The sequence below is a fragment of the Kribbella sp. NPDC050241 genome (assembly GCF_044459685.1).
In the GTDB taxonomy this organism is placed as follows: Bacteria; Actinomycetota; Actinomycetes; order Propionibacteriales; family Kribbellaceae; genus Kribbella.
On record NZ_JBITJE010000003.1, the window covers coordinates 433,018 to 453,379 of the forward strand.

A 20,362-nucleotide genomic window follows, 5' to 3' on the forward strand; every position below is an offset into this window, starting at 1 on the left:
GGTCACCGGATGGTCGCCCACAGGTCCGCCGTTGGTTGCCCGTTGACACTAGGTTGATCCGGGTGCTGCGCAAGCTCCTGATCGGCGTCGCGGTGATCGCCACACTGGTGGCGGGGGTGGGCACCGCGCGCCTGATACTTCCTCGGACCGATCCCACCGGCGGCGTGGTCAAACAGCTGGCGTTCCTGCGTGCCGAGATCGAAGGTGGCGCGGACCACGCAGCGCAGAAGCAGTTCCCGGAGGGCTACTTCTTCCTCAACGTGCTCTACGGGCTGACCTGGGTCCAAGTCGGCCTCGCCGATCCAGAGCGGTCCGTCGACGCGGCAACCGAAGCACGGTGGGCGCTCAACCGGCTCGAGTCGCCGGATGGAACCGCCGTCTTCGACGCATCCCTGCGCCCGCGGTACGGCGTCTTCCACGCGGGCTGGACGAACTGGTTGCGCGGCGGACTGATCGCCCTCCAGCACTCCGACGCGGCCGAGTTCGACGAGTTCACCAGCTCGTCGGTCGAGATCGCGACCGCGTTCCGGACCGCGAAAACACCTTATCTGGAAGCGTATCCGGGCCAGGCCTGGCCGGTCGACTCCGCCGTCGCGATCGCCTCCCTCCGCCTGTACGACGACCTGGTGGCACCGCGGTTCGGCCGGATCGCCACGAACTGGGTCGCGGCGGTGAAGACCAAGCTGGATCCGGGGACCGGCCTGATCCCGCATCAGGTCGCTCCGGTGACGACCGGTGCGCGAGCGTCGTCGCAGAGCATCATCCAGCGGTTCCTGGTGGAGATCGATCCTGTCTTCGCCCGGGCGCAGTACGAGATCTTCCGGGACCGGTTCGTCGGTGGGATCGGCGTCCGGGAGTATCCGAAAGGTGTGACCGGCACAGGTGATGTCGACTCCGGCCCGTTGATCCTCGGCATCAGTCTGTCCGCGACCGTGGTCACGATGGGGGCCGCCCGGGTCCAGCACGATCCGCTCGCCGATCGGCTCGGCCGGGAAGGCGATCTGCTCGGGCTGCCGATCAGCGGCCTGAAGACCAAGCGGTACATGTTCGGCGCGCTGCCGATCGGGGATGCGTTCCTGGCTTGGTCCGCGTCGGCACGACCCATCGTGGCCGGCGACCAGCCGGAGCTCGATGGTGGCTCCAGCTGGTGGCGTGGACCGTGGTTGCTGGTGCTCTGGCTGCCGGCCCTGATCCTGTGGGGCCTGGTCCGGTTCAGGCGGCGCCGAAGACCGAGGCGAGCGCACTGAGCTTGCGCGGCAGGTCGTACTCCGCGCCGCCCTCGTGCCCGTTGTAGGCGAAGATCTCCAGCTCCGCGGGACCGGCGTAGCGGTGGTACGCCGCGAACACCGTGGACGGCGGGCAGACGTTGTCCATCAGGGCGACCGAGAACCACGCCGGGCAGACCGCCCGGGCGGCGAAGTTCACGGCGTCGAAGTAGGACAGCGTGCTGATCGCTGTCTCCACCTCGAACCGGTGACCCTTGAGCCAGCGCGCGATCTCGGCGTACGGACCGTTGTCCGTGATCTGCGACGCCCGCCGGTAGTGGCAGAGGAACGGTACGTCGGCGATCGCGGCGGACAGGTCGTCGCGCAGACCGGCGACCGCCAGGGCAAGCCCGCCGCCCTGGCTTCCACCGAGGACAGCAACGCGGTTGCTGTCCACGTCAGGGCTGCTCTTGACCGCGTCGACCGCACGCACCGCATCGGTGATCAGCCGTCGGTAGTAGTGCTTGCGCGGATCCTCGATACCTCGGGTGAGGAAGCCAGGCGACGACGACCCATGGCCGTCCGGCGCGACGTCCGGGGTGTCGGCGACCGTCTTCCCGCCGCCGCCCTGGCCGCGGTTGTCCATCACCAAGTGGGCGTAGCCGGCCGCGCTCCAGGTCAGCCATTCGTACGGGATGCCTCGGCCGCCGTTGTACCCGATGTACTGCACAACGGCGGGCAACGGTCCGCTGCGATGGCGCGGCAGGAGCAGCCACGCCTTCACCGGCTGCCCGTTCCACCCGCTGAACGTCACGTCCTGCACGTCCACGGTCGCCAGATGTGCGGCGTACGGTCTGAACCGGGTGTCGATCGGGTGGCCGGCCGCGTCCTCGAGCGTCTGCTTCCAGAACGCGTCGAAGTCTGCGGGCTCCTCCGGGTCCGGCCGGTACTCGCGCAACCGGTCAAGGGGCATGTCAACGAGCATCGAGTGTCTCCTCAGTGGAAGGTGGCGGTCGCGGTCGCGCCGTGGCGGTTCGTGGTGTCGACGACCAGGCGCCAGCCGGTTCCCTGGCGGGTCACCTGGACGCCTTCGTCGGCCGACACCAGGCGCAGGCCGGGCTTGGTGAGGTCGACGGTGACCGAGGAACGGGTCTGGGTCGGATCCGAGATCGCGACCTTCCCGGCCACCATGACCACCGAGGCCGCGCCGTCCGCGGTCAGCTCGGCCACGGTTCCCCCGGTCCAGAAGTTCGCGGCGAGGACGCCTTGCAGCCGTACTGCGTGCGCGGTGGGGTCGGCGCGCAACCGGCGTACCGGGAGCTTGCAGGCGAAGGTCTTCGTCGCTTCCAGGGTGGCCGTGGGCAACTGCACGTAGTAGTAGCCCTGGGCAACGGGTGCGGTGCCGTGGTCGATCCAGACGGTCTGGTACGGGCGGGTGATCGGGCCGTCGGTGCCGTACTTGAGGTTGATCTCGCGCCAGGTCGCGGTCCGGTTCTCTCTCAGCGCGCGGACGGGTGTCCGGTCGGGGAAGACATAGCCGCCGGTGCCGGCCAGATGACACCAGCCGGATGCCTCGGTGAACGTCTCGTCGCCCTGCCGCAGCTTGCGGTTCTCGACGATCGTCTCGACCGTCCCTTCGCCGGTGATGTCCGAGCCGAGACAGACCATCACGTCGTCGATCAGGAACCAGCTCTTCAAGGCCCCGAGGTTCGTCCCGTAGCCGCGCAGATCCATGCCGTAGGCACCGATCGTCCGCCCGGGGACCGCCGTACCTCCGACCCAGTCGGCCTCACTGGTACTGCGGAAGCCGTAGGAGTCCGCGAGTCGGCGGGTGTCGACCGTTGTTCCCGGCAACCGATACGGATCGACCGTCGGCCAGTAGTCGCCCGAGTAGTGGCCGAGGTCGTCGTCGAAGACCAGCACCATGCCGTCGGACAGGTGCCAGCCGTGCAGGTTCTCGTTCTGGATCGACTCGTAGTTGTAGATCCGGGACGAATACGCGCTCAGCCCGACGGTGAACGCGGGCCGGTGGTGCGCAACCTTGTCCATCCGCGGGTACTGCTTGTGTACGACGAGAGGCCCGCGCGCCGGCGTGGTCGACGCGAGAACGGCCCGGGCCGCCACCAGCGAGGCCGGGTCGGTCACGGTGAGAAAGTCCCGGAAGGTGTCCTCGGTGATCCACTGCTTGACCAGCGCGGTCAGCTTGGTCGCGCGATCTGGCGGTGCCGCGGGGATGAGCCGGAGCGTGCCTTCGATGATCGTCTGGGTCGGCGCGTGGTTCTGCTTGCTGGGCCGGGCGATCTCGCGACCGCAGACCGAACCCATCAGGTCACCGCGCACCATCAACGGGTCGAAGGCGTCGTCGATCCAGCCGTAGAGGTTGTCGAGCTCCGGATCGGTCACGGTCCACTGCGTACCGCCAAGCAGGTAGAGCAGTGACGACAGTGTGCCGAGCAGTTCCTTGCCGTAGCCGCCATTGTACGGGTGCTTGTAGTGCTGGAGGAACGAGCCGTCGCTGTAGAAACCCTCACCGGTGCCGTTGTCGGTCCGGCCCGGTGCGTCGTTGAACGCCAGCACGCTGTTCGCGCCGTCGCCCTCGACATCGCTGATCGCGTCGCGGACCCGCACCAACGCGGCCGTGTCGCCGTCGAGGACCGCGCGGACGGCGACGACCGTCGCGATCCAGACCCGGTTGGCGCCGGTCGCGATCTGCCGGTCGGCCCGCCAGAGGTTCGGATCCGGCGTGTAATGGCTGATCGCCGTCGTGTACGTCGTCCGCACCTCGGCCGGGATCACGTCGTACAGCAGGACGAGGGTGTCCGCGAACGCCGAGGCACCGCCGATCTCCCAGTCGTAGTCGTTGTCGTAGCGCGGGAGTGCCGGGCTGTACCGGTTCGTGTGCATCCACTCGAGGGCGCCGAGGATGTCGCTGGCCACGCTCGCATTGCCTGCGTACGCCGAGCCGTTGGTGGCCCAGGCCACCGCGAGCTGCTTGATCCGGCGGAAGTTCGAGGCGACGTGGTTGGACAGCGTCGTGCTCGCGAGGTCCGGCCAGAGCGTGGTCCGGTTCGCCGAGCGGTCGAGGGTCGTCAGGGCGGACTGGGCCAGCCGGTCGACGCGCGCGATCGCGACGGCGAGGTCGGGATCGGACGGGTCGACCGACGGACCGCCGGTGAGCAGGGTCTGCCAGCGGAGGCGGAGCTCGTCGGTCGACTCGTCCGCCCAGGCCATGGTGGTGGACGGTGCGGCCAGGACTGCGGCCGAGCCGAGCATTCCGCCGAGCACGGTGCGTCGGCGCAGGGTGAGATCGGGCATGGAAGTCCTCTCAGAGGGTCAGGGCGATCGCCTTCGCCCCGGCGGCGTTCGGATGCAGTCCGTCGCCGCTGTTGAAGGCCGGCCGTAGCTGTGCCGGGTCGGCCGGATCCCGCAGTACGGCGTCGACGTCGACAAGCCGGTCGAAGACGCGGGAGGACCGCAGCGTGTCGTTCACCTGGTTGCGGACGTGGTCGAGCTCGTCGGTGTAGCGGATCCACCCCTTGAACGGGCCGATCGTTGCCCCGAGCACCTCGAGGTCGTGGTCGCGGGCGCGCCGGGCGAGCTGTTCGTAGCCTTCGAGCAGCCGGGCCGGGTCGGTCTGACTCGGTGGCTGCTGGATGTCGTTGATGCCGAGGAACACCAGCACTGCTTGAAGTCCCGGCAGTGCGAGTACGTCCCGGTCGAACCGCGACTGACCGCTCGGCCCGAACCGCGCGTCGTCGAGCAGCAGGCGGTTGCCACTGATGCCGAGGTTGGCCACCGCCGGGCGCCGCCGGAACCGCGCCGCGTACTGATCGGGCCATCGCAGATTCGCGTCGTCCGGCGTCCCGACACCTTCGGTGATCGAGTCTCCGAGGACGGCGAGTGTTCGCCTGCCCTCGGTCAGGACGTCGACACCGCTGAGCAGGAACACGGACTTCGTCGCCCGCTCACCCCCGGAATCCGCGATGACTCCGGTGGCGTGCACGTTCCGGTGCAAGCTCAACGGGCCGGTCGGGCCTGGCAGATGCATGCTCACGACGAGATCGCCACCGTCTGGCACGACAAGCCCTACCGGGTCGCTGATGACCGTGGCCCCTGTGGCCAGCACCATTTGCTGCTCGCCACCGAACAGCACTGCCTTCGAGTTCGCGGTCACCGGGCCAAGCAGCGTCGGCGCGGTTCCGAAGACATTCGAGAAGCGCAGGCGGACTTGGCCGCCGGCGGACAGGTGCTGCGTGGTGCGGATGGTGGCGTCGGTGAAGCCTTGGGTCGCGTCTTGATCGGTCGGGGTGGGGGCGGTGTGGGCTGTGGCCCAGGTGGTGACCCAACGGTGGCGCGGGGCGGCGTTGGCTCGACCGGTCGCGAGACCGCCGAGCGTCGTACCGCCGAGAACCGCGCCACCGAGCGCCCCACCGAGGACTGATCGGCGAGAGGGGCGAGTCATCAGCAGGCGGCGGTGGGGTCGAAGTCGGCGCCGAGCAGCAGGATCGGGACAGCTCTGAACATGACGGTCCTCCTAGGGGCGGTTGGGGACTATGCGTGGTCGGCGACGAGCAAGCCGATCAGAACCGGAATCGTGGTGCCGAGAAGCAGTGGGCCCGCCGGGACGACGAGCGAGAAAACCGGTGCGGCAATGGCAGCGCCGAGCAAGGCCGTGCCGCGCGGGACGGAAGTGAAGGCGAGCCGGAAGGCGGTACGACGCCAATCGGCGGGCGAGCCGGACGGGTCACGACCAGCAGCGACCGCGAGTGCCAGGTGGTAGGTGATTGCGGCCGCGACCAGGCCGACGTGGATCATGAACAAGGCGACGACGACCGGCCCCGAGCGACCGGACAGGAACGACAAGTTGCTGACGGCAATCACCGCCGCGACGGTCATCAGGATCGAGTGCGGCAGCAACGGACGCCAGTACCGGCGCCACCCGGTGAACACGCCCGTGAAACAGCGGCTGTCGCCGTCGGTCCGCCACCGGTTGAGCGCGAACCCGACCGCCGCGAGGGCCGGCAACCAGGTCACCACCCCCAGGCAGAGGAGTGAGAACGCCGCACCGGCCAGCACCGGACTCGCCAGCCATCCCAGCCAGTCCAGCGCCCGCCTGGTCATAGCGTGATCCTCCCGCGGGCGGACTCGATCACGGCCTTGGCCTTCTCCGAGAACCCCTCGCCCTCGATCACCCCGTCGTCGTCCGCCAACAGAACGGTTTCCCCGTCGAAGGCGATCCCGAATCCACGGACGAGATCGAGGCGGCGCGCGGAGGCCGGCGCCGGCCGCAACGCCGAGGTCGGCTCGATGGTGGTCAGCATCGTCGCGGTGGTACGACGCTCCGCGGTGGCGCGCAGGGTGTGCATAGTCCGGGTCAGCCGCAGACTCGGCGTACTCGATGTCGGGTTCGCCTCGACCTCGGTGACGGCCGGCTCGACAGTCAGCGGGGTGTGCAGGCGAACCCAGGCTTGTGCGGATCCCGATCGCAGCACGATGTCCTCGCCGTACTCGATCGGCCAGTCCGTATGCAGCAAGAACGTCCAGTCGCGTGGTGACTGAGCCGCGCAGCGATCCAGCAGGACGAGACGACCGGTGGGGGTGAACACCAGGGTGCGGTCGAGCCGGGTGATCTCCAGCTCGGCCGGATACATCGCCGCGATCTGGGCCGTTGCGTGAGCCACGCCATCGGCCGCGAGTACGTCGACCATCCGGGCCTGCCGCTCGTACGGCGCCCCTTTATAGACGTGATACCGGTCCTCGTCCGCGAAACCCTGCCCGTCGACCAGGATGAGGTTGTGGTCCCCGGCCCGCTTCCGGTTGCTGTAGCCCTCGTCCACAGCCAGGAACGCACCGCGCGAGGTCAGTACGAACGACCCGGCATCCGGGTGGTGATGCCCGGCGCTGAGGGTGTCCCAGCCGCGTTCGGTGTCCAGCCGGTGCGAGGTCTCCCACGCCTGGTGCCCGCCGCCGGGAGCGGCCTTGAACGACACCATCGTCGCGTCGTCGTCCCATCCGGTCCGCGCGGTGACCAGACCGAGGTCGGGGAAGTACGCCGACAACGGCGAACTCTTCCTGGGCGACACCGGTCGCACCGATTCGTCGTACCAGAGCAACTCCAGGTAGGCCTCCGGCATCACGCCGGGCTTCACCCCGCTCGCGTATGCCTCACGCCAGAAGAAGCGATCGGCGACCAGGTCGCCAAGCCACTGTGCCTCGCCGATCCGGTAGGCGGAGGCGAGCTTGTAGTACAGCGAGACGCTGTGCCCGCTGCGCCGGTCGTGACAGTCGCCGTGATCGATGTTCTCCTCGAACCCCGGCGCACACTGCTGCAGGCGATAGGAGAACGTGTTCGCCAGGAACCGACAGCGATCCCACCAGTCCAGACCCTCCTGGTCCTGCAGCAGATCCAGGTACGTCGCCAGCCACGGCACGCCGTACCGCCAGTAGACGACACCTTCCATGTCGGAGCCGTCGGCAGGCAGCAGATCGATCACCGTGGCGAAGTTCGTTCTCGCGCGCTCGGTCCACTCGGTCTTGCCGAGCGCGTAGCCGGCGGCTGCCAGGCCCGTATAGCAGATCCAGTTGTGATTCTGCCAGTACGACGAACTCCACCAGGAGCCCTCGGACTCGACGGCGAACTCGTACAGCCGCGAACCCTGCAGTTCCAGCTTCGCCCGCAACTCGTCCGCCAGCGCGAAGTCGTCGCCGAGCCAGGTCGACGCGAGCGACAACCCGTGCAGCAGCCAGCCGGCGTCCAGGTCGTGGTCGGGCATGTGCGCCTTGCCCCAGTGCGGGAGCCCGATCGCCGCGGAGATCCAGCGCGCGGCCTCGTCGCGGTAGCCGGGGTTGCCGGTCATCCGGTAGGCGAGGGCCAGGTTGGCTGCCGCCGGTCCGAGGTACGTGATGCTCGCTGACGGATGCTCGGTCGGCGGGGTCTGGGTGCGATACCAGTCGCACTGCTCGCGCAGCCGGCGCCAGCGAGCGGCATGCCGGCCGTCGAGACCGTCACGCAGTTCGTCGAGGCGGTGTTCGATCAGCATCAGCGATCTCCGATCCGGTGCATGTGCCCGTTGACCGCGACCGCGTCGTCGGTCACCTCGACGGCAGCCACCGTGGTCGAGTAGACGGAACAGAACGTTGCCGTTGTTCCGACGGTGGTCCAATCCAGGGCAGTCCGAGTCCGCTGTGGGTCGTCGGCCGGGCCCGGCCCTGGGCGAACCAACGGCACCGCCTGCCCGATGTGGTAGCCGTACAGCGTCTCGTCGCCGGTCCACGTCGTGCGAACCGCGCCCGGCGAGACCTCCACACTCAGCTCGACGTCGGGCCTGAACTGCAGGACGATCTCTCGTTCCCGGTCCGTTGTCACCCGGACCACGTCGACGAGGTAGCCATCGCCGGCGATCAGATGCCGCGTTGCCCGGACGCCGTCGTACCAACCGGCGATCTCCGCGGTCACCGATGTCTCGTCGTACGTGATCGCACCGGTCGCCTCGTCCGGGTCGAGGCCGTCGATCCGGATCGTCGGGTGGGCGGCCGCGGACTTGTAGTGGCGCCGCCATTCCGCGTGTCCGTACGGCACCTGGCCGGGATCTGGCTGCCACGGCGTCGTCGCGCCGTACAGGTAGAGCGCCAGCTTGTCGTGGTGCCCATGCGAGCCGCCGTGCGGACCATGGTCGAGGATCGCGTGGATGCCGCCGGCGCGGAGCACGGCGTACGAGCTGGACACCTCGACCATCGGCCGTGGCCGCACTGTGCCTGAGCGAGGTGGTCCCGCGAACCATCCGTCGAACCTGTCCTCGAGGCCGTCGTACGCCGGGCCCACCTCCGAACGAGCCTGGGCGGCCACGGCGTCGAGACCGTGGTTCGTGGTGAACTGGCGTGCCAAGGCAACGATCTCCAGCCACTCCAGAGCCAGCGGCACCCGGCGGTACGGGCCGTCGTGCAGGGCCGGCAGGACGCCACCGTCAGTCGCGATCCCGGCGAGCGCGCCGATCATCGCCTCGAGCCGATCAGGGACCTGTGCGGGGTCGGCGCCACGGAGGCTCAGCAGGTAAGCCCGGAGGACGAAGCCGTGGTAGTACGTGCTGGCTTCCCACTCGAAGCCGTCCTCGCCGGTCGCCACCTCAAGATGCGCGAACTGACCGTGCTCACCGGACAGCCACTCCTTCTCCCCGTCCCACGACTCTCCGCGCACGGCCGCGGCAGCCTGACCCGCGGTGACGCCGAGGGCGTTGAACCAGGCGGTGTAGTTCGAGGAGAACTTGTCCTGGGCAACCATCGCGTCGCGGGCCCGCCGCGCGCCGTCGACCATGTCGTCGAGCATCGGCAACGTCTCCGCCAGCTCGGCCCGACCGGCCAGGTTGCGGATCGCATGCGCGATCGGCACACCCCAGACCGCGTCGGTCAGCGCCTGGTGGAACAGCCGTCCGCGCTGCATCCACCCCTGTGCCTGCTCATGCTCACCGGACTCGGTCAGCGTCAGGTAGAGCCGCGCGTACGACGTGAGCAACTCGGCGCCGGCGCCGTCGTACGAGAGCAGACGGATCCGCCGGGCCCACCAGTGGTGCGCGAGGACACGCCAGGCACCACGCACTGTCTCCGTGTCGACGCGGCAGCCGTACGCGCACGGCACGCCGCCGGCCGGAAACTCACCGGTTTCGAACCCTTCGTGCTCGAGTTCGACGCCGTGCGCGGGACAGACGTACTGGTGCCACCAGCCGCCGCGTTCGGCCGGCGGGTGTCCGGTCATCGAGGCCATGTGCCACCGTCGATGTCGATGGTGATCCCGGTCAAGTAGCCCGACGACGGCAGCGCGAGGAAGCGGACCGCATTAGCGACGTCCTCGACCTGACCGGCGCGGCCGATCGGCGTACCGGACACCATGTTCGCCTGGGCTTCGGCGGTGGAGAACGTCTGGTGGAACGCGGTCTCCGCGATGTAGCCGGGCGCGACCGCGTTGACGGTGATGCCCTGCGGACCGAGCTCCTTGGCCAGCCCCTTGGTGAACCCGCGGATCCCCGCCTTGGCCGCCGCGTAGATCACCGAGCCAGGACCGCCGCCGTTGTGCGCGGCGAGCGAAGCCATCGTGATGATCCGCGGGTTGGCCGACTGGGCGAGGTGCGGGATCGCGGCGCGGGTGGTGCGGAAGGTGGCGCCGAGGTTCACGTCGACGACCTGCTGGAAGTGCTCGTCCGACATCTCCTCGACCTTGACCCGGCCGATCAGATGGCCGGCGTTGCAGACCAGGACGTCCAGCCCACCGAGGAACCCGGCCGTCTCGTCCAGCAACCGGTCGACGTCAGCCGTACTGGTGACGTCGGCACCGACGGCGATCGCCTTCCGGCCGAGTGCCTCGATGTCGGCGACGGTCTGCGCGGCTGCGTCGGCGGACCTGCCGTAGTGGACCACGACGTCCGCCCCGGCTGCCGCCAGACCGAGCGCGATCCCCCGGCCGATGCCGTGCCCGGCCCCGGTCACCAGCGCTCGCGTGCCTTGCAGTTCCTCGGTCATACGTTGGTCTCCTTCGCTGTGTGTCATTTGATGCCCGCGGTCGCGAACCCTTGGACGAAGTAGCGCTGCCCGATCAGGAACAGCACCACCATCGGCACGGTGGCCAGCGTCGTACCGGCCATCAGGAACGCCCACTGGGTGTCGTTCTCGGTCCGGAACACCGACAGGCCGACCTGGATCACCCGCAGGCTGTCGCTCTTGGTCACCAGCAGTGGCCAGAGGAAGTTGTTCCACGAGCCCTCGAAGGTGAGCAGGGCGACGGTGATGAACGCGGGTTTCACCAGCGGCGTCATGATCCGGGCGTAGATGCCCAGCTCACCGAGGCCGTCCAGCCGCGCGGCCTCCTCGAGCTCGACCGGCAGGTCCAGGTAGAACTGCCGGAACAGGAACACCGAGAACGGACTGACCGCGCCCGGGATGATGAGCGCCCACCAGGTGTCCAGCCAGCCGGTGCCACCCTGGCCGGTGATGTCGTTGCCGCCGAACAACGGCATGAACCGCACGATCAGGAACTCCGGCAGGATCTTGGTGTACGTCGGGATCATCAGCGCACCGACGAACCCGAGGAAGATCAGTCCGCTGCCGCGGAACCGCAGCCGCGCCAGCGCGTACCCGGCCATCGACGCGATCACCACGTTCAGAACGGTGTGACTGGCCGCGATCACGAAGCTGTTGCGGGCGTACGTCGCGAACGGCGCGGCCCGCAGCGCGTCGGCGTAGTTGCCGAAGGCCCACTTCGTCGGGAACAGCCGGGGTGACACCGCGCCGATGTCGGCCGGCGTCTTCACCGACGTGAGCAGCATCCAGACGAACGGCACGATCATTACCAGGGAGATCGCGGACAACGTCAGGTAGAGCGCGATCCGGCCGGCCCGGACCCGGCGTACTGCGTCAACGGCTGGCACGGTCGCCTCCGGTGATCCGCCGGTTGACCAGGGTCAGGACGAGCAGCAGCGCGAACAGCACCAGGCTCTGCGCGCAGGCGTAACCCATCCGGAACTCCCGGAACGCGGACTTGTAGATCTCGTACGTCATCATCGTGGTGCTGTTGGCCGGTCCGCCGTCGGTCAGGATGTACACCTGGTCGAACGACTGGAACGCGCCGATCACCGAGGTGACGAAGACGAAGAAGGTCGCCGGCTTCAGCAACGGCAGGGTCAGGCTGAAGAACTGCCGTGCCTTCGAGGCACCGTCCACCGCCGCCGCCTCGTACAGCTCGGTCGGCAGGCTCTGCAGCGCGGCCAGGTAGATCAGCATCTTCAGCCCGATGCCCTGCCAGATGCCGACCACGATCACCGCCGGCATCGCCCAACTGGTCGAGGACAACCAGTTCGGGCCGTCCAGGCCGAGGAACGACAGGATCGCGTTGGCCAGGCCACTGCGCGGATCGTAGATCCACAGCCAGACCAGCGCGACCGCGATCGTCGCGGTCACCTGCGGGATGAAGATCGCGGTCCGGAAGATCGCCCGCCCGGCCAGCTTGGCGTTCAGCATCAGCGCGATCAGCAGCGCGATCGCCATCGCCACCGGGACGGTGAAGAACGTGTAGACACTGGTGTTCAGCACCGCCCGCCGGAACACGTCGTCGCCGAGCAGGTCGCGGAAGTTGTCCAGTCCCGCGAACCGCGGCGGCGTCAGCACGTCGTACGACGTGAAGCTCAGGACGACCGCCGCGACCAGCGGGATGCCGATCCAGATCAGTGCGTGCAGCAACGCGGGCGCGACCATCAGCAGGCCGGCACGTCGTCGACTGCGCAGCAGGCGGCCGGGTGGCGGGGTGGTGGCCGGGCCGGGTGCGGCGTCGCGCACCCGGGCCGGTGGGGAGATCACAGCCATGGCGGAGCCTTTCCGCTGAAGGTCTCGGTCACAGGCGGGAGATCGCTTGCTTACTCAGGTTCGCCAGCTCGTCGATCGCCTGCTGCGCGGTCCGCTGACCCACCACGGCGGTCTCCAGCGTGGTCTTGATCTTCTCCCGGATCTCCATCCAGGCCGCCGTTCCACCCTCGGAGCGGGCCTTGTTCATGTTGTCCAGGGCAAGCTTCACGAACCCGTTGTTCTTCACGTAGTCGGAGGTCCGCAGGTCCTGCACGCCGGGCACCGAACCGCGCTGCGCCGCGGTCGGCAGGATCGTCTCCGGCGTACCCATGAACTCGACCAGCGCCTGGGCGGCCGCGGCGTGCTTGGTCGAGGCCGAGCGGGCCACCAGGGTCCCGCCCTGCAACATCGCCGGCACCTTGTTGGCCAGGATGAACGCGCCGACCTTGTCCTCCGCGAGCAACGCGGGGTTCTGCTCCTTCAGCTGCACCCACAGCGAGTTGTTCGCCATCATCATCGCGGACCGGCCCTGCGCCAGCGTGCTCGGCTGACCGGCCGCGGACTTGAACGAGTAGTCGCCCGACTTGTCCTTGATCACGTCGAGGAACAGCTGCAACGCCTCGACGCCGCGCTCGTCGTTGAACCGCACCTGCTGGCCGGACTCGTCGAACAGGTTGCCGTCGTTGGCGAACAGGAAGGTCTCCCAGCACTGCCGCAGGTCGATCGAGAACGGATCGAACCCGACCCTGGTCAGCTTGCCGGAGCCGTCGGTGCGGGCCAGTTCCTTGGCCATCGCCCGCAGTTCGGCCCAGTCCTTCGGCGGCTGCTTGATACCGGCCTCGGCGAACATGTCCTTGCGGTAGGTGACGATCCGGGTGTCCAGCACGAGTGGCAGTGCGTAGAGCTTGCCGTCGTACCGGGAGGGCTCGAGCACCCGGTCCTCGTAGTCGAAGCGGGTCGCCAGCGAGTCGGGCAGCGGCGCGAGCACCTTCTTGTGCGCGAACGGCGGGATCCAGCCGACGCCGAGCATCACCACGTCCGGCATCAGACCGCCGGCCAGGCCGGTGGTCAGCTTCTCGTTCAGCGCGGCGTACGTCGTGTAGTCGACCTTGACGGTGACGTTCGGGTTCTTCTGCTTGAACGCGGGCAGCAGTTTGCCCTCCAGCAACTGCTTGCCGGTGCTGCCCTCGAAGATCGGGGTGAGCAGCGTGATCTCGCCCTCGGCGGGACCGTCGGCGGCCGCCTGACCGTCACCGGACGGCGAGGCGGAACACCCGGTGGCGGCGGCGAACGCGCCGAGGCCGAGGGCCGTCAGGACTGATCTGCGGGTGTACTCCATGGCGCGCCTTTCGTGGTGCTGCGGAAGAGGAGTGGTGCAACGATCTACCAGTCGGAGCGGCGCTGCTGATGCGGACTGGTGCAACGATGCACCGCATGCTAGGAAGCGTTCTTCGTGATCGTCAAGAGGTCGACGCCGAATCGCCTCGTACTGGACTTTCGGCCTCCACTGATGCATCGTTGCACTGCGAGACCGCAGGTTCGGGGCGAAACGGTGAGAAAGAATGCGCGGGTGGGCATGGGTGAGGTGACGATCCAGCAGGTCGCGACCGAGGCAGGTGTCTCGCCGAGCACGGTGTCGAACCTGCTGAACGGGCGGAACCACCGGATGCTGCCGGAGACGCGGCAGCGGATCGAGACGGCGATCGACAAACTCGGCTACCGGCCGAACCGGGCCGCCCGGCAGCTACGCACCGGCCGCAACACCACGATCGGGCTCGTCGTCCCGTCGGTCGGCAACCCGTTCTGGGGCGCACTCGCCCGGTATCTGGAGTCGGCCGCCCTGGCCGAGGGCTACCACGTGCTGCTGTGCAACTCCGAGCGCGATCCCCGCCGTGAGCGCGACTACGTCGACGAACTGTGGGCGGACGGCGTACACGGTGTCGTGCTCTGCTCCTCGCTGCCCTCGCTCGAGCACGTGATGCCGCTCGTCGAGCGCGGTCTCCAACTGGTGGCGTTCGACCGTACGTCGCAGGCCGGCGATCCGGCGTCGCTGGTGAGCATCAGCGTCGACAACGCGATCGGCAGCCAACTCGCCACCCAGCACCTCACGGAGCTCGGACATACCCGACTGGCGTTCGTCTCAGGTGCGCTGGCGAGCGTGAACCGCAAGGAGCGGTACCGCGGCTTCGTCGCCGGGCTGGAGCAGGCCGGGCTCGATCCGAAGGCTGCCCTGCGGGCGCCGACCGGGAGCGGCGCCGACGACTTCGGCGATGTCGAGGCCTCGGAGCTGGGTCGCGCGGCCGCCGCGGAGCTGGTTGCGCTCGACGAGCCGCCGACGGCGATCGTCGCCATCAACGACATGTGTGCGCTCGGCGTCTGCCGCGGACTGCGCGACGGCGGACTCGAGCCCGGCAAGGACGTCTCGGTCGTGGGCTTCGACGACATCGTGCTCGCCGACCTGTACGCGCCGACGCTGACCACGGTCCGGCAGCCGATGCGCGAGATGGCGGCGGCCGCGTTCAGCCAGCTCCGGGCCCGGCTGGACGCTTCCGGACCGACCCAAGGTCAGTCGCTGCTGTTCCGGCCCGAGCTGATCGTCCGCGAGTCGACCGGAGCGCCGTCCACGTAGGGTGGTGGCGTGCAACGGATCTCGTCGCGGAATGCCCGGTTCCAGGTGTGGCAGGCATCGCTGACCAACCGGACCAAGCGGCAACGGGCCGGTGAGTTCCTGGTGCAGGGAGTGCGACCGATTTCGCTTGCCGTGGACAACGGCTGGCCGGTGCGCGCGGTGATCCAGGATGCCTCGCGACCCTTGTCGCGGTGGGCGCAGGAGTTGCTGCAGCGGTTGCCCGGTGTCGAGCGGGTCGCGATGGAACCCGCGTTGCTGGCCGAACTCGGCGAGAAGGACGAGGCCGCACCGGAACTCGTCGCGGTGCTAGAGCTGCCACCGGACGATCTGGACCGCATCCCGGTGGGACCGGATTTCCTCGGCGTGGTCTTCGACCGGCCGACCGGTCCCGGGAACATCGGGTCGATCATCCGGTCCGCCGACGCCTTCGGCGCCCACGGCGTGATCGTCACCGGGCACGCCGCCGACGTCTACGATCCGAAGGCGGTCCGCGCGACCACCGGGTCGCTGTTCGGCATCCCCGCCGTCCGGGTTCCGTCACAGCGCGAGGTGATCGAGTGGGTACGGCGCTCGGCCGACGTACCGATCGCTGTCGTGGGCACCGACGAGCACGGGACGGTCGACGTGTTCGACTTCGACTTCACCCAGCCGACCCTGCTGCTGATCGGGAACGAGACCAACGGGCTGAGCGCCGGCTGGCGCGAGGCCGCGGACCAGTTGGTGCGGATCCCCATCACCGGATCGGCCAGTTCACTCAACGCCGCCAACGCGGCCACGACCGTGCTCTACGAGGTGTCGCGGCAGCGTTCCCATTCGTTCAAGACCACCTAGCCGCCTGGCGCCTAGCGTCGCCGGTATGAGACCACAGACCTTGATCGCGGTGAGCGACGTCGAGAAGAGCAGTGCGTGGTACTGCGAGGTGCGGGGAGCCGTGAGCGCTCATGGTGGGCCGGAGTACGAGCGGCTCGAGGTGGACGGCGTGTTGGTGATGCAACTGCACAATCTGGACGTCGATCACCATCACGGGCCGTTCGGGGATCCCTCGTATCCGTTGGGGAACGGGGTCGCGGTGTGGTTCGAGACCGACGACCTGACCGCGGCCGCCGCGCGCGCTCGAGCGCTCGGCGCCACAGTGCACACCGACGTCCACCACAACCCGAACGCAGACCACGACGAACTGTGGCTCCGCGACCCGGACGGCTACCTCGTGGTCCTGGCCTCGCCTGGTCCCTAGATGCGGACCTGTCCCACTCACCAACTCGATCGCCGGGGCTCCGCTCCCCCGAGCCTGAGCGTGACGCGCCCGGATCAGGCCGACTTGGTGAGTGCCACAGGTCCGGCTAGGCGGTGCAGAGGAGTTCGCCGTGGAGGATGGAGATCCAGCCGTCGGGGCGGGCTGCCCAGGTCTTCCAGGCCGCGGAGATCGCTTTGAGCGTCTCTTCCGGTACGCCGGCTCGGCGAGCCTGGTCGGACATCGCCGACTTGAGGATGCGGTCCGCCCACATGCCTCCCCAGAAGGCTCGATCGTCCGGATTGGCGAACGTCCAGGTGCTCGCCGTCGCGTCCACCTTCTCGAAGCCGGCCTCCAATGCCCAGCTCAGCAGTCGCCGGCCGGCATCCGGTTCGCCACCGTTCGCGCGCGCCATCCGCTGGTAGAGGTCCATCCACTCGTCGAGCTCGGGCAGCTCCGGATACCAGGTGAAGCCGTGGTAGTCCGAGTCCCGGACCGCGACGATCCCACCCGGCTTGCAGACCCGCCGCATCTCCCGGAGCGCCTGCACCGGATCCGCCACATGCTGCAGCACCTGGTGCGCGTGGACCACGTCGTACGAGTCGTCCGGAAGGTCCAGCGCGTGGACGTCGCCGACCACGAACCCGACCTTCACGTCGAGCTTGCCGAACGTCGCACGGGTGATGTCGAGCGCCGCCTCGGTCGCCTCGAGTGCGGTGGTCCGCCCCGGTTCGACCAGCCGGGCCAGGTCAGCGGTGATGGTGCCGGGGCCTGCGCCGACGTCGAGCAACGACATCCCGGGCCGCAGATGCGCAAGCAGGTACCCGGCCGAGTTCTCCGCGGTCCGCCAACTGTGCGACCGCAGCACCGACTCGTGGTGGCCGTGGGTGTAGACGTTGTTCATCTCCAGGCTCCTTTGCCCTCGCCGACAGTCTCACGCTAGCGCAGAATCTTGTGTTGTGAGACATATCGTCTCAAATATTGAACCGACGGAGATGGCCGAATATGGCCAGACCCGGACCGGGTGCGCGCGCGAGGCTTGAAGGAGTTCAGTCGGACCCAGGAGGAATCAAGTGCTGGCAAAGGTGTTTCCGATCAAGTTGAAGGACGGCAACCAGGCGGCGGCCGAGGAGCTGGTGCGGGAGTTCGCGCCGCAGGGGCCGGGCGCCGAGGAGGGGACGTTGTCGTTCCGCGTCTATCGCGATCCGGCGAACCCGGACCACTTGCTCTTCGTCGAGCACTTCGCGGATCAGGCGGCGTACGACGCGCACACCGGGTCGGCGGCGTACCGGGAGCTGATCGCGGGGAAGTTCGCGAAGCTCATCGTCGAGTTCGTCGAGATCGACCACGAACTACTGGTCAGCCTGTGAGCGCGCAGAACGAGCTCGCCCGGCGACTGCGGGCGTTGCACGCGCAGCCGCCGCTGGTGCTGCCGAACGCATGGGATGCCGGCTCGGCGCGGGCGATCGAGGCAGCAGGGGCTGCCGCGATCGCGACGACGAGCGCCGGCATCTCCTGGGCCGCCGGTGTCACGGATGCCGGCGGATTGGACCGCACGGCGGCGATCGCGGCACTTCGCGCGGTCGTCGGAGCGGTGTCGATCCCTGTGACCGCGGACGTCGAGTCCGGCTACGGCGATGTCGAGGCAACGGTTGCCGGCGTCATCGAGGCCGGTGCTGTCGGCATCAACCTCGAGGACAGCTCTGGCGGCTCGCTGATCGACCCGGCCTTGCATGCCGAGCGGATCGCTGCCGCGCGAGCCATTGACCGCGAGCTCGTGATCAACGCGCGGACGGACACCTATCTGTTCGGCGACGGGAGCGGCACGATCGAGCGTGCCAAGCTGTACGCCGAAGCCGGCGCGGACGTGCTGTTCGTTCCGGGCGTCGTGGACGCCGACACCATCCGTGAGCTGGTGGCCGCGTCGCCGTTGCCACTGAACGTGATGGTCGGCCCGGGCGCGCCCACGGTCGCCGAGCTCACCGCACTCGGGGTGACCCGGATCAGCGTCGGGCCGGCGATCACCGCCGGCGCGTACGGACTGGCGACGGCAGCAGCGAAGGAACTGCTGTCGACCGGAACCTACGAGGTGCTCGCCACCGCAGCCGAGTTCGGCAAGCTCAACGACCTGCTTCGCTGAACCACGACTGGTGCGCACCCAACCGCAGCACGATGTGACGGGCTGCCTGCGGACTGACGCCGGGCACTGCTTCCAAGAAACGGATCAGTGTCCCGGCGTTCGCACCACCGTCGAGCATGATGTTGCCCGCAGCAACTGCTCGCGCCAGCGGCCCGACCAGCTCGGCACCGGTCAGCGCCTCCGCACCCGGGAACGCGTGCGTGAGGCCGTGGCCGAGCCCCGCGACCGGAACGCCGTACACCTCGACGAGCTTGCGCAGTACGTCGTACGCGTCCTCGGGTGGTAGCTGATCGCGGACCACCGCCTGGACCGCGACCTCGAACGGCCCCCACGCGCCCGGCACGCGGACGTCCGGGTCGGCTTCGACGGCGACGAGTCGCGCGGCTCGTTCGACGACGTGGATGACACCTTCCCAGTACGGGAGATGTGCGTGCAGCACCAGGTGATCAGGCCCGCCGGGACCGATCTCGAGCAGACCGGGATCGCCGTCGAGAGAGATGGTCCGGCGGTAGACACCGTCCTCGACCGACTCGACGCCAGGGATCGCCTGCGACGCGAGGAACGCGCTCATCGCCTCCCAGTCGTACGGCGTGGTGAACGGCAGCCGCAGCGCCAGGCCACCATCGGCGACCAAGCGGTCGGTCCGGCGCCGCCGGTCGCGGAGCTCGCGAGGGGACGCCCGGAAGATCTCACGCATCGCCCGGTTGAACTGCCGCAGACTCCCGAAGCCGGATCCGAACGCGATATCCGCGATGGACAGATCGCTGTCGTCGAGGAGTCTGCGGGCGAAGTGGGCTCGCCTCGAGCGGGCGAACTGGTCCGGCGTGACGCCGAGGTGCTCGTGGAACAACCTGCGAAGGTGGCGCGCCGACAGCCCGAGCCGCACGCCGAGCGCCGCCTCGCCGGACTCGTCCAGCACACCGGCGATGATCAGTTGAACGGCGCGGCAGACGAGCTCCGGCGCCTCGTCCGGCACCGTCCCCGCAACTCGGTAAGGCCGGCAGCGCAGGCAGGCGCGGTAACCGGCCGCCTCGGCGGCCGCCGCCAGCTCGAAGGTCCGCACGTTCTCCGCCAGGGGCTTCGCCCCACATCCGGGCCGGCAGTAGATGCCCGTCGTACGAACCGCGGAATAGGTCGTCATCCGTCCACTGTCACCCCCTGCCCACCGACGTTCTGGCCACATCCGGACCTCACGCTAACCGCCCGCACGGACACTTTTCGGTGACGTCTCCCGGAATCCTGGTGCGGGCGGACGTCGGAGGTGGCTAGGGTGCGGCGGTGCAGTCCAAACCTCTTGTCGTAGTGGTGAGTGGCCCGCCAGGGACCGGGAAGACGACGCTGGCGCATCAGGTGGCCGGCGCGATCGGGTGCCCGGCGATCTGCCGGGACGAGATCAAGGAGGGGATGGCGCACGCGACGCCTGGCTTCGTACCCGGCCCGGGCGACCCGCTGACGATGCGGACGCTGTCCACCTTCTTCGACGTGATCGGGCTGCTGGTAGGCCGCGGTACGACGATCGTGGCCGAAGCCGCGTTCCAGGACCGGATCTGGAGTCCCGGCCTGACCCCGCTGCTGAACCGCGCCGACCTTCGGATCATCCATTGCACGGTCCCGGCCGACGTCGCGCTCGCCCGGATCACCGCGCGTACGGCGACCGACCCGAAACGGATCGCGCACGAGGACGCACAGATCAGCGCCGACGCTCGGCTGCGGACCCACAACGCCTTCCAGGCAGTCGATCTGCCGGTCCCGTCACTGACGGTCGACACCTCGAGCGAGGCTTACAGTCCGTCGCTGGCCGAGATCGTCGCGTTCCTGTCGTAGCCGTACAG

The 20,362-nt window shown here is 68.7% G+C and carries 19 protein-coding genes; 7 read left to right on the forward strand and 12 right to left on the reverse strand.

Annotated elements, in window-relative coordinates:
- Window positions 1-62 precede the first annotated feature (62 nt).
- Window positions 63-1,247, forward strand: a complete 1,185-nt coding sequence (locus ACIBG5_RS16705) for a hypothetical protein (protein ID WP_396392389.1) — start codon at window positions 63-65, stop codon at window positions 1,245-1,247.
- On the opposite strand, the gene ACIBG5_RS16710 is transcribed toward ACIBG5_RS16705, so the two are convergent.
- From ACIBG5_RS16710 to ACIBG5_RS16755, 10 genes are all read right to left on the reverse strand, one after another.
- Window positions 1,213-2,190, reverse strand: coding sequence for an acetylxylan esterase (locus ACIBG5_RS16710; RefSeq protein WP_360456535.1), 978 nt, complete (start codon window positions 2,188-2,190; stop codon window positions 1,213-1,215). The two genes, ACIBG5_RS16705 and ACIBG5_RS16710, sit on opposite strands and share 35 nt — an antisense overlap.
- Window positions 2,191-2,201: 11 nt before the next feature.
- The gene (locus ACIBG5_RS16715; RefSeq protein WP_396392390.1) at window positions 2,202-4,520 is read right to left on the reverse strand and encodes a polysaccharide lyase 8 family protein; all 2,319 of its coding nucleotides are present in this window, start codon (window positions 4,518-4,520) and stop codon (window positions 2,202-2,204) included.
- Window positions 4,521-4,530: 10 nt separating this feature from the next.
- Window positions 4,531-5,667: a GDSL-type esterase/lipase family protein gene (locus tag ACIBG5_RS16720; protein WP_396392391.1), complete on the reverse strand. Its 1,137-nt coding sequence runs from the start codon at window positions 5,665-5,667 to the stop codon at window positions 4,531-4,533.
- A gap of 89 nt (window positions 5,668-5,756) precedes the next feature.
- Complete coding sequence (locus tag ACIBG5_RS16725) at window positions 5,757-6,326, reverse strand: DUF624 domain-containing protein (protein WP_396392392.1); 570 nt, start codon at window positions 6,324-6,326, stop codon at window positions 5,757-5,759.
- Window positions 6,323-8,245 carry a hypothetical protein gene (locus tag ACIBG5_RS16730; protein ID WP_396392393.1) on the reverse strand — a complete coding sequence of 641 codons (1,923 nt, stop codon included), beginning with the start codon at window positions 8,243-8,245 and terminating at the stop codon, window positions 6,323-6,325. The genes ACIBG5_RS16725 and ACIBG5_RS16730 overlap by 4 nt, the downstream gene beginning before the upstream one ends.
- Window positions 8,245-9,963, reverse strand: a complete 1,719-nt coding sequence (locus ACIBG5_RS16735) for a heparinase II/III family protein (RefSeq protein WP_396392394.1) — start codon at window positions 9,961-9,963, stop codon at window positions 8,245-8,247. The genes ACIBG5_RS16730 and ACIBG5_RS16735 overlap by 1 nt, the downstream gene beginning before the upstream one ends.
- On the reverse strand, window positions 9,951-10,715 hold the full coding sequence (locus ACIBG5_RS16740; protein WP_396392395.1) for an SDR family NAD(P)-dependent oxidoreductase: 765 nt from the start codon (window positions 10,713-10,715) through the stop codon (window positions 9,951-9,953). The genes ACIBG5_RS16735 and ACIBG5_RS16740 overlap by 13 nt, the downstream gene beginning before the upstream one ends.
- A 23-nt stretch (window positions 10,716-10,738) precedes the next feature.
- Window positions 10,739-11,620 carry a carbohydrate ABC transporter permease gene (locus tag ACIBG5_RS16745; protein WP_396392396.1) on the reverse strand — a complete coding sequence of 294 codons (882 nt, stop codon included), beginning with the start codon at window positions 11,618-11,620 and terminating at the stop codon, window positions 10,739-10,741.
- Complete coding sequence (locus ACIBG5_RS16750; RefSeq protein WP_396392397.1) at window positions 11,607-12,551, reverse strand: carbohydrate ABC transporter permease; 945 nt, start codon at window positions 12,549-12,551, stop codon at window positions 11,607-11,609. The genes ACIBG5_RS16745 and ACIBG5_RS16750 overlap by 14 nt, the downstream gene beginning before the upstream one ends.
- Before the next feature lie 28 nt (window positions 12,552-12,579).
- Window positions 12,580-13,869, reverse strand: a complete 1,290-nt coding sequence (locus ACIBG5_RS16755; RefSeq protein ID WP_396392398.1) for an ABC transporter substrate-binding protein — start codon at window positions 13,867-13,869, stop codon at window positions 12,580-12,582.
- A gap of 213 nt (window positions 13,870-14,082) precedes the next feature.
- Here ACIBG5_RS16755 and ACIBG5_RS16760 point away from each other — a divergent pair, with 213 nt between their 5' ends.
- Genes ACIBG5_RS16760 through ACIBG5_RS16770 form a run of 3 tightly spaced genes read left to right on the forward strand, consistent with a single transcriptional unit; the run spans window position 14,083 to window position 16,393 of the window.
- Window positions 14,083-15,159 carry a LacI family DNA-binding transcriptional regulator gene (locus ACIBG5_RS16760; protein WP_396392399.1) on the forward strand — a complete coding sequence of 359 codons (1,077 nt, stop codon included), beginning with the start codon at window positions 14,083-14,085 and terminating at the stop codon, window positions 15,157-15,159.
- Window positions 15,160-15,168: 9 nt separating this feature from the next.
- Window positions 15,169-15,990, forward strand: coding sequence for a TrmH family RNA methyltransferase (locus ACIBG5_RS16765; RefSeq protein ID WP_396392400.1), 822 nt, complete (start codon window positions 15,169-15,171; stop codon window positions 15,988-15,990).
- Window positions 15,991-16,015: 25 nt separating this feature from the next.
- A complete protein-coding gene (locus ACIBG5_RS16770) occupies window positions 16,016-16,393 on the forward strand; it encodes a VOC family protein (RefSeq protein WP_396392401.1) in 378 nt (125 codons plus the stop codon).
- A gap of 106 nt (window positions 16,394-16,499) precedes the next feature.
- Here ACIBG5_RS16770 and ACIBG5_RS16775 read toward each other — a convergent pair whose 3' ends face one another.
- The gene (locus ACIBG5_RS16775) at window positions 16,500-17,294 is read right to left on the reverse strand and encodes a class I SAM-dependent methyltransferase (RefSeq protein ID WP_396392402.1); all 795 of its coding nucleotides are present in this window, start codon (window positions 17,292-17,294) and stop codon (window positions 16,500-16,502) included.
- Between the two features lie 169 nt (window positions 17,295-17,463).
- Between ACIBG5_RS16775 and ACIBG5_RS16780 the strand changes: the two genes are divergently transcribed.
- Together ACIBG5_RS16780 and ACIBG5_RS16785 are read left to right on the forward strand one after the other, a co-directional pair.
- On the forward strand, window positions 17,464-17,760 hold the full coding sequence (locus tag ACIBG5_RS16780) for a putative quinol monooxygenase (RefSeq protein ID WP_396392403.1): 297 nt from the start codon (window positions 17,464-17,466) through the stop codon (window positions 17,758-17,760).
- Complete coding sequence (locus ACIBG5_RS16785; RefSeq protein WP_396392404.1) at window positions 17,757-18,530, forward strand: isocitrate lyase/phosphoenolpyruvate mutase family protein; 774 nt, start codon at window positions 17,757-17,759, stop codon at window positions 18,528-18,530. Before ACIBG5_RS16780 ends, ACIBG5_RS16785 begins: the two co-directional genes overlap by 4 nt.
- Here the strand turns inward: ACIBG5_RS16785 and ACIBG5_RS16790 are convergent.
- Window positions 18,511-19,671: a helix-turn-helix domain-containing protein gene (locus ACIBG5_RS16790; protein WP_396392405.1), complete on the reverse strand. Its 1,161-nt coding sequence runs from the start codon at window positions 19,669-19,671 to the stop codon at window positions 18,511-18,513. The two genes, ACIBG5_RS16785 and ACIBG5_RS16790, sit on opposite strands and share 20 nt — an antisense overlap.
- Before the next feature lie 137 nt (window positions 19,672-19,808).
- Here ACIBG5_RS16790 and ACIBG5_RS16795 point away from each other — a divergent pair, with 137 nt between their 5' ends.
- Window positions 19,809-20,354, forward strand: coding sequence for an AAA family ATPase (locus ACIBG5_RS16795; RefSeq protein WP_396392406.1), 546 nt, complete (start codon window positions 19,809-19,811; stop codon window positions 20,352-20,354).
- The last annotated feature ends 8 nt before the right edge of the window (window positions 20,355-20,362 follow it).